2 protein-coding genes are annotated in these 14,599 nt (G+C 74.8%); both read left to right on the top strand.

Translation table 11 applies throughout. The annotated features are described in order from the left end of the window. Positions 1 to 483 precede the first annotated feature (483 nt). Positions 484 to 5,082, top strand: a complete 4,599-nt coding sequence (locus tag DKM19_RS52820; protein WP_110701450.1) for a type I polyketide synthase — start codon at positions 484 to 486, stop codon at positions 5,080 to 5,082. Positions 5,083 to 5,369: 287 nt separating this feature from the next. Beyond that, the gene (locus DKM19_RS33995) at positions 5,370 to 14,510 is read left to right on the top strand and encodes a type I polyketide synthase (protein WP_110701448.1); all 9,141 of its coding nucleotides are present in this window, start codon (positions 5,370 to 5,372) and stop codon (positions 14,508 to 14,510) included. The last annotated feature ends 89 nt before the right edge of the window (positions 14,511 to 14,599 follow it).

The raw sequence follows: 14,599 nt of genomic DNA, 5'->3' as shown, positions 1-14,599 counted from the left end.
CCAGCCGGTGGCGGCGTGCCGCCTTCCCGGCTGGAAGAGTGCGGCCCGAGTGGGGAGTTCGCGATACGTGACCTCGCTCGGGCCGTACTCATTCCGAGCGGCTGAGCCGACGGGGTGGTCACCCCCTCGGCAGGGCGGCACCGGCGGGGTGACCATCTCCTCGGCAGCACGGCACCGGCGGGGTGATCGCCTTTTCAGAAGGGCAGAACCGATGGGGTGATCGCTTTCTCGATAGGGCGGCAGCGATGGGGTGACCGCTTTCTCGGCAGGACGGCACCGGCTCACGGCTACTGCCATGCCTGACCACGCGCCGCGTCGTGGTGACGCCGGTCTGGGTCCCACCCGACCCCGGAACGTCTTCTAAGGGAGTCGTAGGGGTTGAGGGGGCCGCTGGGCGCTCTTACCGTCTGGGACGGTGCCGCCGGTCCGTGGTGCCGCCCGCCCCCGCGATCCCGGTGACCGCCGGAGTGAGGTGACGCGCTGGTGTCGTCGAGTGAGCAGAAGCTTCGGGACTATCTGAAGCGGGTGACCGCAGACCTCCACCAGACCCGCAAGCGGCTGGCGGAGGTCGAGGCCGGGGCGCGTGAGCCGATCGCCATCGTCGGCATGGCCTGCCGCTACCCGGGCGGGATCACCACCCCGGACGAGTTGTGGAACCTCGTCGCCGAGGGCAGGGACGGCATCGGGCTGTTCCCTGCCAACCGGGGCTGGGACGTCGAGGGGCTCTACCACCCCGACCCCGATCACCCCGGTACGTCGTACGCCCGGGAGGGCGGGTTCCTCTACGACGCCGCCGACTTCGACCCGGACGTGTTCGGGATCTCGCCGCGTGAGGCGCTGGCGATGGACCCGCAGCAGCGATTGCTGCTGGAGACGGCCTGGGAGGCGCTGGAGCACGCCGGGGTGGACCCGCTCGGCCTGCGCGGCAGCCGTACCGGCGTCTACGTCGGGCTGATGTACCACGACTACGCCGCGCGCCTGCTCGACGTCCCGGACGAGGTCGAGGCCTACCTCGGGACCGGGAACTCCGGCAGCGTCGCCTCCGGGCGGATCTCCTACACACTCGGGCTGGAAGGCCCCGCGCTGACCGTGGACACCGCGTGCTCGTCGTCGCTGGTCGCGCTGCACCTGGCGGCCCGGGCGCTGCAGGCGGGCGAGTGCGACCTGGCGTTGGCCGGCGGGGCCGCGGTGATGGCCACCCCGGACACGTTCATCGGGTTCTCCCGGCAGCGCGGCCTGGCCGCCGACGGCCGGTGCAAGTCCTTCGCCGCCGCCGCCGACGGCACCGGCTGGGGCGAGGGTGCCGGCATGCTGCTGGTCGAACGGCTGTCGGACGCCCAGCGGTACGGCCACCCGATCCTGGCGGTCGTCCGGGGTACGGCGGTGAACCAGGACGGCGCGTCCAGTGGCCTGACCGCGCCGAACGGCCCCGCCCAGCAGCGGGTGATCCGGGAAGCCCTGGCCGTCGCCGATCTCAGGCCGCAGGACGTCGACACGGTCGAGGCCCACGGCACCGGCACCACGCTCGGTGACCCGATCGAGGCGCAGGCCCTGCTGGCCGCCTACGGTCAGGACCGGGAGACACCGCTCTGGCTGGGGTCGATCAAGTCCAACCTCGGGCACACCCAGGCCGCCGCCGGGGTCGCCGGGATCATCAAGGTCATCCAGGCCATGCGGCACGGCGTACTGCCCAAGACGCTGCACGTCGATCAGCCCACGCCCACGGTCGACTGGACCGCCGGGAACGTCGAACTGCTCACCTCGGCGCGGCCGTGGCCGGCGGGGGAGCGCCCCCGCCGGGCGGGCGTCTCCTCGTTCGGGATCAGCGGGACCAACGCGCACGTCATCCTGGAGGAGCCCCCGGCCGAGACGGTCGCTTCCGGTTCGGCGGCCGGCCGGGTAGCACCGCTGGTCGTCACCGGGCCGGACGCCGACGCGCTGCGCCGGCAGGCCGGGCGGCTCGGCCGGCACCTGCGGGAACACCCGGGCGAGTCCCTGGCCGACGTCGCCTGGTCGAGCACGCTGCGGGCCGCGCTGCCGCACCGGGCGGTGTTCCTCGCGCAGCGGACCGACGACGGCACGGGGAAGGCCGTCGACGCGTTGACCGCCTGGGCCGCCGGAGGCCGGGGCGAGGGTGTGGTCGAGGGAGTCACAGCACGCGGGAAGCGGGCGTTCCTCCTCACCGGACAGGGCGCGCAACGACTGGCCATGGGGGCGGGGCTCGCCGCCGAGTTCCCGGTGTTCGCGGACGCGCTGGCCACGGTCGCCGCCGCGCTCGACCCGCACCTGGACCGGCCGCTGGCCGCCGTGCTCGGCGACGAGGACCTCATCCACCGGACCGGGTACGCCCAGCCGGCGCTCTTCGCCGTCGAGGTGGCGCTGCACGCCCTGCTCTCGCACTGGGGCGTCCGAGCCGACGTCCTGGTGGGCCACTCGATCGGGGAGATCGCGGCGGCGCACGTGGCCGGGGTGCTCTCACTGGCGGACGCGGCCACGCTGGTCACCGTACGGGGCCGGTTGATGCAGGCGCTGCCCTCGGGCGGGGCGATGCTCGCCGTTGGAGCGGCCGAGGCGGATGTCCGGGCGCTCCTGGCCTCCGTAGGTGGCGGCGATGAATCGAACGGCGGTGGCGAGTCGCGTGGCGGTGGCTTGGCCGTCGTGGGCGACGGCGAGGCGAACGGCGAGGGCCTGGCCGTTGACGTCGCGGCGGTGAACGGTCCGGCCTCGGTGGTGGTGTCCGGGGTTGAGGACGACATCGAGCGGATCGCCGAGCTGGCGGCCGAGCGGGGCTGGAAGACCAATCGCCTGCGGACGAGTCATGCCTTCCACTCGCGGCTGATGGAGCCGATGGTCGCCGCGTTCCGGGCCGTTGTGAAGACCCTGAGCTTCGCCGAGCCGAAAACGCCGGCGATTTCGACGGTCACCGGCCTGCCGGTGACGCCCGGGCAGTGGTCGGACCCGGAGTACTGGGTCGAGCAGGTCCGCAGGCCGGTCCGGTTCGCCGACGCGATCGGCGCGCTGGAAGGCATCGGCACGTTCGTGGAGCTCGGGCCGGACGGCGTTCTCACCGCGATGACCCAGCAGCTGCGGCCGGACGCCGTGTGCGTTCCGACGCTGCGCAGGGACCGGGACGAGCCCACCACCGCGCTCACCGCCCTGGCCACGCTGTTCGTCCACGGTTCCCCGGTCGACTGGGCCGCGGTGCTCCCGGACGCGCACCGCGTCGATCTCCCGACGTACGCGTTCCACCGGCGGAGGTTCTGGCTGGACGCGCTGCCCGCGGAGCAGCCCGGCACCGAGGGATGGCGCTACCGCGTCGAGTGGCAGCCGGCCGTCGAGCCGCAGGCGGCGTCGCTGACCGGCGTCTGGCTCGTGCTGGGTGACGACGACGGCACCCTCGCCGGTACGCTGCGGGCCGCGGGCGCCGAGGTGGTCACGGAGCCCGGGCCGGACCTCGACGGCGTGCTGGCCGCGGTGTCGACCCCGGCCGAGGCCCTCGCGGTCACCCGGCTGGACCTGGCGGCACCGCACTGGTTCCTCACCAGGTGCGCGGTGTCCACCGGGCCGGACGACCCGGCGCCCGATCTCGACCCGGCGGCGGCCTGGGGGCTGGCCCGGGTGGCCGGCCTGGAGCACCCCGACCGGTGGGGCGGGCTGGTCGACCTTCCCGAGAGGCTCGACGCCCCGGTGGCGGCCCGGCTCGTCGCGGTGCTGGCCGGCGGGCTCGGCGCCGAGGACCAGATCGCCCTCCGCGCGACCGGCCCGATGCTGCGGCGGCTGGTCCCCGCACCCGTGCCGGGCGGCGCCCCGAACTGGCGGCCGGACGGAACCGTACTGATCACCGGCGGCACCGGCGGCCTGGGTGCCGAGGTCGCCCGGTGGGCTGTAGCCCACGGCGCGCGGCGGCTGGTGCTGGTCTCCCGCCGGGGCGCCGCGGCCCCCGGCGCGCAGGAACTGCTGGCTGAGCTGCCCATGGCGGAGGCGCGCGCCTGCGACCTGTCCGACCGGTCGGCGGTCGAGGCCCTGCTCGCCGACGTCGGCGAGGTGGACGCCGTCGTGCACGCGGCCGGCGTCAGCCAGGATGTGCCGCTGGCCGCCGAGGACGCGGACCACCTGCGCGCCGTGGCGGCCGGCAAGGTGGACGGCGCGGCCCACCTCGACGCGCTGCTGCCGGACGTGCCACTGATCGTCTTCTCCTCGATCGCGGGTGTCTGGGGGAGCGCGGAGCAGGCCGCCTACGCGGCGGCGAACGCGGCCCTGGACGCGCTCATCGCGCGGCGCCGGGCGCGGGGCAGGCCCGGGACGGCGGTCGCCTGGGGGCCGTGGGCCCGGATCGGCATGGCGGCCGACGATCACATCGCGGACCGGCTGCGGCGGCGCGGGCTCACCCCGATGGCACCGGCCCGCGCGCTGGACGCGCTCAGCGTCGCGGTCGGCGCGAACGACGCTCTGGTCACCGTGGCCGACGTGGACTGGGCGCGGTTCGTTCCGGTGTTCTCCACCGCGCGGCCCCGGCCGCTGCTCACCGATCTGCTCCCGGACGGACAGACCGACGCGGGCCCGGCACGCGACGACCTGTCCGCGGGGCTGGCCGACGCCACCCCGGCCGAGCGGGACCGGATCCTGCTGCGACTGGTCCGGGACGAGGTGGCCGCCGTACTCGGGCACGGGTCGGGAACCGCGGTGGCGCCAGGCCGGGCGTTCAGCGAGCTCGGCTTCGACTCGCTCACCGCGGTACAGCTGCGCGACCGGCTGATCGCCGCCACCGGGCTGTCGCTCTCGCCGACGCTCGTCTTCGACTACCCGAACGCCGAGCAGCTCGCCGGGCATCTGCGGGAGACGCTCGTGCCCGCCGAGGCGGCGGCGGAGCTGCCCGACGCCGAGATCCGCGCGGTGCTGGCCGCGATCCCGGTCGAGCGGCTTCGGGAGTCCGGGCTCCTGCCCCGGCTGCTGCGGCTGGCGCCGGCGGAGCCGGGCCGGTCGGTCCCGGAAACCGCCGCACCCACCGACGACCTCGACGAGATGGATCTCGACGACCTGGTGAAGCTCGCGCTGGGCGGCGACGCCCCTGACGCGGACTGACGCCCACGCCCGGATCCCGACGACCGATACTCCCGACGCCGTATCGCCAGGACGCCCCCTCGACCTACTCCGTCAGCCGCACCGCCAGGACGACTCCTCGGCCTACCTCACCAGCCGTACCGCCAGGACGATCTCTCGACCTACCTCGTCACCCGCGACGCACCCGGTCGCTCCGACCCAGCAGCTCCGACAACCCCTGCCCCAGCAACTCCGATCCCCCAGCCGCCCCGCCCCCCACCCCAGCAGTTCCGACAACCCCTGACCTGGCCTGACGAGCGGAGTAAACCATGACCCAGCCGGACGACAAGCTCGTCAAGGCCCTGCGCAGCGCACTGAAGGAGACCAACCGGTTCCGCCGTCAGCAGGAGGAGGCGACCGCGCGGGCCACCGAGCCGATCGCGATCGTCGGCATGGCCTGCCGCTACCCCGGCGGGGTGCGCGGCCCGGAGGATCTCTGGCGTCTGGTCGCCGGGGGCACGGACGCGATCGGAGACTTCCCGGCCGACCGCGGCTGGGACCTCACCACGCTGTTCAGCGACGACCCCGACGCGTCCGGTACCTCTGTCACGCGCGCGGGCGGGTTCCTCTACGACGTCGGTGACTTCGACGCCTCCCTGTTCGGGATCAGCCCGCGCGAGGCCCGCGCGATGGACCCGCAGCAGCGGCTGTTGCTGGAGTGCGCCTGGGAGGCGTTCGAGCGGGCCGGTCTGGACCCGCTGGGCCAGCGCGGCGCCCGTACCGGCGTCTTCACCGGCAGCAACGACCAGGACTATCTCGGCCTGCTCGGCGACCACCCCGGTGAGCTGGAAGGACACCTGGGCACCGGGAACGCCTCCAGCGTCCTGTCCGGCCGGCTGGCGTACACGTTCGGGCTGGAGGGCTCGGCGGTCACGGTGGACACCGCGTGCTCGTCGTCGCTGGTCGCGTTGCACCTGGCCGCGCAGTCGCTGCGGGCCGACGAGTGCGACCAGGCGCTGGTCGCCGGCGTGCTGGTGATGTCGACGCCGGGGACCTTCATGGAGTTCTCCCGGCAGCGCGCCCTGGCCGTCGACGGCCGCTGCAAGTCGTTCGCGGCGTCGGCCGACGGCACCGGCTGGGGCGAGGGCGCCGGGGTGCTGCTGGTCGAGCGGCTCTCGTCGGCGCGGGCGGCCGGGCGTCCGGTGCTGGCCGTGATCCGCGGCACGGCGGTGAACCAGGACGGCGCCTCCAACGGCCTGACCGCCCCGAACGGCCCCGCCCAGCGGCGGGTCATCCGGGCGGCGCTGGCGAACGCCGGGCTGGAGCCGGAGGAGGTCGACGCCGTCGAGGCGCACGGCACCGGCACCGCGCTGGGCGACCCGATCGAGGCTCAGGCACTGCTGGCGACGTACGGCAAGGACCGCGAGGAGCCGCTCTGGCTGGGCTCGCTCAAGTCGAACATCGGCCACACCCAGGCCGCCGCGGGCGTCGGCGGCATCATCAAGATGGTCCTGGCCATGCGGCACGGGCTGCTGCCCAAGACGTTGCACGTCGACGAGCCGACCCCGAAGGTCGACTGGTCCGCCGGATCGGTCGAACTGCTCACCGAGGCCCGGTCCTGGCCGGAGACCGGCCGTCCGCGCCGGGCGGCCGTGTCGTCGTTCGGAATGAGCGGCACGAACGCCCACGTGATCCTCGAGCAGGGCGATCCGGTCGAGGAGACCGTACGGCCGACCGAGGCCGGGCCGGTTCCCCTGCTGCTCTCCGGTGCCGGCCCGGCCGGGCTGCGGGCGCAGGCCGCCGCCGTACGGAACTTCGCGGCGGCCGGAGCGTCGTTGCGGGAGATCGGGGCGACGCTGGCCCGGCGGGCCGCACTGCCCGACCGGGCGGTGGCGTGGGACCTCGAGAGCCTGGAGGCGGTCGAGTCCGGGCTCGTGGCCGGCACCGCCCTCGACGCCTCCGACGTGGTGTTCGTCTACCCGGGGCAGGGCGGCCAGTGGTTGAACATGGCGGTCGGGCTGCTGGACTCGCCGGCGTTCGCCGACCGCCTCCGGGAGTGCGACGCGGCGCTGCGGCCGCACGCCGGGTTCTCGGTGGAGGCCGTACTGCGGGGCACGGACGACTGGCTGACCCGGGTGGAGATCGTGCAGCCGGTGCTGTGGGCGGTGGGCGTGGCCCTCACCGCCTGGTGGGAGTCACACGGGCTGACACCGGCGGCGGTGGTCGGCCACTCGCAGGGCGAGGTCGTCGCGGCCGTGGTGGCCGGCGCGCTCTCGATCGAGGACGGCGCGCGGGTCGTCGCGGTCCGGTCCCGGTCGCTGATCGACCTCAGCGGGAACGGCGGGATGCTCTCGGTGAGCGCCGCCGCGGCCGACGTCGAGCGCTGGCTGGCCGCGCCTGAGGATTCGGGACAACCGAGCTGGGCCGACCTCGTCGTGGCCGCGGTCAACGGCCCGGCGCAGGTCGTCGTGGCCGGCGACCGGCCCCGGCTGGAGGCGTTCGTCCCGTGGTGCGAGGAGCGGGGGGTGCGGGCCCGGCTGGTCGAGGTCCGGTACGCGTCGCACTCGCCGCAGGTCGAGCAGGTGCGGGACGCCATCCTCGAAGGACTGGCCGACGTGCGGGGCGCCGTACCGCGCATTCCCTGGTTCTCCACGGTCACCGGGGAGCGGATCACCGACCCGGTGGACGGCGGCTACTGGTGGACGAACCTGCGCGAGCAGGTACGGTTCGCGCCGGTGATCCAGGGCCTCGCCGACGCCGGGTTCCGGCTGTTCGCCGAGGTCTCCGGTCACCCGGTGCTCACCGTGGCGCTGGAGCAGTGCGCTCCGGACGCCGAGGTCTGCGGCACGCTCCGCCGCGGCGAGGACGGCCCGGCCGGGCAGATCCGCGCCCTGGGCGAGGCCTGGGCGCGGGGCGCCGGCATCGACTGGTCGCCGTGGTTCGCCGATACGCCCTGGCTCCCCGAACTGCCGACCTACGCGTTCCAGCGCCGCCGCCACTGGCTGACGCCCGAGGAGCAGCGCCGGGACCAGGGAGGTGACCCGGAGTTCTGGACCGCCGTCGAGGCCGGCGCCGAGTCCCTCGCCGGAGAACTCGGCCTGGCCACCGACGTCGTCGAGCCGGTGCTCGGCGGCCTGACGTCCTGGCGGGCGCGAAGGAAACTGACGTCCACGATCGACGGCTGGCGGTACGCGGTCGGCTGGGCCCCGCTGCCGGTCCCCGTACCGGCGCGACCGGAGGGCCGGTGGCTGCTCGTGCGGCCCGACGGCGTCGAGACCCCGGACCTGGCCGGCCTCTTCCCCGACCTTGACGTGCTGGTCGTGGACGCGGCCGCCGACCGGGCCGTGCTGGCCGCCGCCCTGCCCACCGGGCCGTACGCCGGGGTGGTGTCGCTGCTGGCCCTCGACGAGCGGCCGATGCCGGAACACCCCCTGGTCGCGCGCGCGGTCGCCGGTTCGCTGGCGCTGATCCAGGCGCTCGGCGACGCCGGGAACGACGCCCCCGTCTGGGTCCTCACCCAGGGGGCGGTCGGCGTCGACGGGGCTCCACGCAGCCTCGCCCAGGCCGAGGTCTGGGGCCTGGGCCGGATCGCCGGGCTGGAGATGCCTCGCCGCTGGGGCGGCCTGGTCGACCTGCCCGAGACGCTGGACGCCCGCACGGGGGAGACCCTCACCGCCGTCCTCGCCGGTGCCCTGGGCGCGGAGGACCAGGTGGCGATCCGCTCCGGCGGGCTGTGGGCCCGTCGCGTCACCCCGGCCCCGGCCAGGAAGGGCGGGGAGGGCTGGCAGCCCCGCGGCACGATCCTGATCACCGGCGGCACCGGCGCGCTCGGCTCCCGGGTCGCGCGCTGGGCCGCCGCGAACGGCGCCGAGCGGCTCGTGCTGACCAGCCGGCGCGGCGCCGACACCCCCGGAGCCGCGCGGCTCCGCGACGAGCTGGCCGAGACCGGCGTCGCGGTGCGGATCGTCGCGTGTGACCTGGCCGACCGGGCCGCGGTCGAGGCACTGCTGGCGAGCGTCGGAACGGTCGACGCCGTCGTGCACGCCGCCGGGGTCGGCGCGAACGTGCCGTTCGACCAGACCGACGTCGCGCTGGTGGAGCGACTGCTCGCGGGCAAGGTCGCCGGCGCGGTGAATCTGGACGCCCTGGTCGGTGACGTGGACGCGTTCGTCACGTTCTCGTCGCTGTCCGGTGTCTGGGGCAGCCAGTCGCACGCCGCCTACGCGGTCGCGAACGCCGCCCTGGACGCGCTCGCCGAGCAGCGCCGGGCCCGCGGCGGCGCGATGACCGCGATCGCCTGGGGCTCATGGGCCGAAGCCGGCATGGCCTCGGCCGAGGTCGGGGCCGAACTGCGCCGGCGCGGCATCGTCGCGATGCCGACCGAGCCGGCGATCGAGGCACTGCGTCTCGCGGTCGCGCAGGACGACACGACGATCTGCGTGGTCGACGTCGACTGGCCGCGCTTCGCCGAGCTGTTCACCGCCGAGCGTCCCCGGCCGTTGATCGGCGACATCCCCGCCGTCCGGGACGCGCTCGCGCGGGCCGCGGAGCCCGCCGGAGACGGCGCCGGTCTCGCCACCCGCCTGGCCGGCCTGCCCGCCGCCGAGCGGGAGCGGGTCGTCCTCGAATTCGTCCGGGCCAGCGCCGCCGCCGTGCTCGGCCACGCCTCCAACGACGACATCGCGCCCCGCCGGTCCTTCCGCGACCTGGGCTTCGACTCGCTCACCGCGGTCGACCTGCGCAACCGGCTGCGGGCCGAGACCGGGGTTCCGCTGCCGGCCACGGTCGTCTTCGACCACCCGAACGCCGCCGCGCTCGCGGCGCACCTGCTCGCCCGGGTCGGCGGAACCGCCGCCCCCGCCGCGACCGTGACCGTCACCGCGAGCGTGGCCGCGCTGGACGAGCCGATCGCGATCACCGCGATGAGCTGCCGCTTCCCCGGCGGGGTCGGCTCCCCGGACGACCTGTGGCGGCTGGTGGCCGACGGCGTCGACGCGATGTCGCCGTTCCCCACCGACCGGGGCTGGTACCTCGGGGACCTGGTCAACGCCGACTCGTCGGTGCGCGGCACCACCTACACCAGCGAGGGCGGCTTCCTCAGTGACGTCGCCGGCTTCGACGCGCGGCTGTTCGGGATCACGCCGCGCGAGGCTGTCGCGATGGACCCGCAGCAGCGGTTGCTGCTGGAGTGCTCCTGGGAGGCCCTGGAGCGCGCGGGCCTGGACCCGCTCGGCCTGCGCGGCACCCGTACCGGCATGTTCGCCGGGACCAACGGCTCGGACTACATGTGGTCGATGGGGATCTTCCCCAGCGAGCTGGAGGGCCACCTCGGCACCGGCAACGCGGGTAGCGTCCTGTCCGGACGGGTCTCGTACACGTTCGGGCTCGAAGGCCCCGCGATGACCATCGACACCGGATGCTCCTCGTCGCTGGTCGCGCTGCACCTGGCCGCGCAGGCGCTGCGGCAGGGCGAGTGCGACCTGGCGCTGGTCGGCGGCGTCACGGTCATGTCGACGCCCGGCCCGTTCGTGGAGTTCAGCAGGAAGGGCGGCCTGGCCGCCGACGGGCGGTGCAAGTCCTTCGCCGCCGCCGCCGACGGCACCGGCTGGTCGGAGGGCGTCGGCGTGCTCATGGTGGAGCGGCTCTCCGACGCCCAGCGGGCGGGCCGCCCGGTGCTCGCGGTGCTGCGGGGCAGCGCGGTGAACCAGGACGGGGCCTCCAACGGGCTGACCGCGCCGAGCGGTTCCTCGCAGCAGAAGGTGATCCGCCAGGCGCTGGCCAACGCGCGGCTCGACCCCGCCGACATCGACGCCGTGGAGGCCCACGGCACCGCCACCACGCTCGGTGACCCGATCGAGGCCAACGCGCTGCTGGCCACCTACGGTGCCGGCCGTACCGGTGAGCCGCTCTGGCTCGGGTCGATCAAGTCGAACCTGGGCCACACCCAGGCCGCGGCCGGCATGGCCGGGCTGATGAAGATGGTGCTGGCGATGCGGCACGGTGTGCTGCCCAAGACGCTGCACGTCGACAAGCCCTCCCCGCACGTGGAGTGGGAGCTGGGCGGCGTCGAGCTGCTCACCGAGGCCCGGCCCTGGCCGGAGACCGGGCGACCGCGCCGGGTCGGGGTGTCCGCGTTCGGCGTCAGCGGCACGAACTCGCACGTCATCCTGGAGCAGGCTCCGGCGCTCGAACCGGCATCGGTATCGGCCCCGGCGGTCGAACCGGAATCGGCACTGGCTCCGGCATCGGCGTCCGAGCCGACCCCGACGTCCGAGCCGGCCTCGGCGTTTGAGCCGGCCCCGGCCCAGGCGTCGGGCGGGCCGGTGCCGCTGCTGCTCTCCGGCGCCGACGCCGGTGCGGTGCGGACGCAGGCCGCGGCGATGCGGGACTTCGTCGCCGCCGGCGCCTCCCTGGCCGACGTCGGAGCGACGCTGGCGACCCGGGCCGGCCTGGCCGAGCGCGCGGTGGCCTGGGATCTCGACGGCCTGGACGCGGCCGCGGGTGGGCTGGCACCGGTGTCGGGTTCGGTGTCGGGGGCCGACGTGGTGTTCGTCTACCCGGGTCAGGGTGGGCAGTGGTTGCGGATGGCGGTGGGGCTGCTGGATTCCCCGGCGTTCGCCGAACGTCTCCGGGAGTGTGATGCGGCGCTGGCGCCGCTGGTGGGCTTCTCGGTGGAGGCCGTCCTGCGCGGTGGCGACGAGTGGCTGACCCGGGTGGAGGTGGTGCAGCCGGTGCTGTGGGCGGTCGGCGTGGCGCTGACCGCCTGGTGGGCCTCCTACGGAGTGATCCCGGCCGCGGTGGTGGGGCATTCGCAGGGTGAGGTGGTCGCCGCGGTGGTGGCCGGGGCGTTGTCGGTGCACGAGGGTGCCCGGGTGGTGGCGGCCCGTTCCCGGGCGCTGGTGGAGCTGGACGGCACCGGCGGGATGGCCTCGGTCAGTGCGCCCGCGGAGAAGGTCGCGGAGTGGCTGGCCGACCCGTGGTGGGCGGGCCTGGTGGTGGCCGCGGTGAACTCCCCGACGCAGGTGGTGGTGGCGGGGGAGCGGCCGGCGCTTGAGGCGTTCGTGTCCTGGTGCGAGACGCAGGAGGTGCGGGCCCGGCTGGTGGAGGTGGGATACGCCTCGCACTCGCCGCAGGTGGAGCCGGTGCGTGACGCGGTGCTGGCCGGGATGGCGGACGTGCAGGGTGCGGCACCGGTGATCCCGTGGTATTCGACGGTCACCGGTGAGCAGGTCGTCGAGGCGGTGGGGGCGGAGTATTGGTGGGCGAATCTGCGGGGGCAGGTGCGGTTCGCGCCGGTGGTGGCGAAGCTGGCCGAGGACGGTTTCCGGTTGTTCGCCGAGGTGTCGGGGCATCCGGTGTTGAGGTTGGCGTTGGAGCAGTGTGCTCCGGATGCGGGGGTGTGGGGGACGCTGCGGCGCGGTGAGGACGGTCCGGCGGGGCAGGTCCGGGCGTTGGGTGAGGCGTGGGTCCGCGGGGTCGAGGTCGACTGGCGGGCCTGGCCCACCGACGGCCACTGGCTCCCCGACGCGCCCACCTACCCCTTCCAGCATCGCCGGTACTGGCTCTCGCCGAGCGATGCGGGCGAGCCCCTCCCCGCCCCGGAGGCGGGTCTGCGTCATACCGTCGGCTGGGCTCCGGTGCCGCTCCGTGGCGGCGCTCGGCTCACCGGCCGCTGGCTGGTCGTGACGCCCACCGGCGCCGACCCGGTCGTGCGGGCCGTGACGGAGCAGCTGGCGTCGTCCGGGGCGGACGTGGTGACCGTCGGCGCGGGTGAGATCCCGGCGGGCGAGATCGCGGGCATCGTGTCGCTGCTGGCGCTCGACGAGCGTCCGTACCCTGACCACCCGGGCGTTCCCCGCGGCCTCGCGGACACCGTCGCGCTGCTGCAGGCGTTGGACGGAGTGGACGCTCCGCTGTGGGTTGTCACCAGCGGAGCGGTCGAGGTCGGTACCGAGCCGGTGCGCAGCCTCGCGCAGGCCCAGGTCTGGGGCCTCGGCCGGGTCGCGGCGCTCGAACACCCCCGGCGGTGGGGCGGCCTGGTCGACCTGCCGGTCACCGGCGCGGACGGGCTCGCCGCGGTGCTCGGCGGGGCCGGGGGCGAGGATCAGCTCGCGCTCCGCGAAGGTCAGGCCTGGGGGCGGCGCCTGCGGCCCGCACCGGCGTCGGCCGGAGGCGGCTGGCGTCCGCGGGGAACCGTACTGGTCACCGGCGGCACCGGTGCGCTCGGCGGGCACGTCGCCCGCTGGGCCGCCCGCAACGGCGCGACCGGCCTGGTCCTGGCCGGCCGCCGGGGCCCGGACGCCCCCGGCGCCGAAGCGCTCCGTGCCGAGCTGGCCGACCTTGGCGCGCACGTGACCGTCGTCGCCTGCGACCTCGCCGACCGAGACCAGGTGGCCGCGCTCGTCGCCGACCTTCCCGCCGACCTCACCGCGGTCGTGCACGCGGCCGGCGTCGCCCAGGACACGCCGATCGCCGACCTGACGACGGCCGAGACCGCGGCGGTGACGGGCGCCCGCGTCACCGGGACACTCCTCCTGGACGAGCTCCTGGCCGACGTCGAACTGGATGCCTTTGTCGTCTTCTCGTCCGTGGCCGGTGTCTGGGGTACGGCGCGCCACCCCGCCTACGCGGCCGCCGATGCCTTCCTCGACGCGTTCGCCGGTTGGCGCCGCGCCCAGGGCCGGCCGGCCACGGCCATCGCCTGGTCGCCGTGGGCGGGCGGCGGGATCGCCGCCACGGTGGCCGCGGACGGTTCGCTGCTCCGGCTCGGCATCCGGCCTCTGGACCCGGGACGTACGGTGGCCGAGCTGGCCACCGCGCTGCCGGCGCTGGTCGCCGCGGACGTCGACTGGGCCCGATTCCTGCCGGCGTTCGGCCTGGCACGGCCCAGCCGCTTCTTCGACGAGCTGGAAGCCACCGCCACGCGCGGCACGGATCAGGCAGAGGACACCGACGCCGTCACCGCGATGCGGGACCGCCTGGCCACCCTGTCGGCCGAGGACGCAGACCGCGAACTGGTCGACCTGCTGCGGGGCCACATCGCGGCCGTGCTCGGCTTTCCCGACACCGAGAAGATCCCGCCGGGCCGCGCTTTCCGGGAAATCGGCTTCGACTCGGTCACGGCGGTCGAATTGCGCAACCGGGTGAATGCGTCGACGGGACTGCGGTGTCCCGCGACACTGGTATTCGACCACCCCACTCCGGCCGCGCTCGCGACATACCTGCGTATTAATATCGTCCCGAACAATTCACGCTCCGTACTCGACGAACTCGACGAGATAGAGCGGCGGCTCGCCGGCTCGACCCCGGACACGATCACGGGCACCAAACTGCGGATCAAGCTCCGTTCGCTGCTGTCCGTGCTGGAAGCGGGGGGTGCTCCGGCGCCTGCGCCATTGCCGCAGACGCCGGTCGGAGACTCCGACGACGAGCTGCTGAAGTTCATTGATTCGCAGCTGGGACGGGCTTGAGCGAGCGGTTCCGTAGGGGAGCGCTAGGGGTACGGGCGTCGATCCTGTGCTCCTAGCCTCAGTGTCGGGCTGCTGAATTCGCTATTCCG

Source organism: Streptosporangium sp. 'caverna', assembly GCF_003203775.1.
GTDB classification, from domain to species: domain Bacteria; phylum Actinomycetota; class Actinomycetes; order Streptosporangiales; family Streptosporangiaceae; genus Streptosporangium; species Streptosporangium subroseum.
The sequence above is the reverse complement of the archived record's forward strand: the minus strand, read 5'-3'. Positions and strand labels throughout refer to the sequence as shown.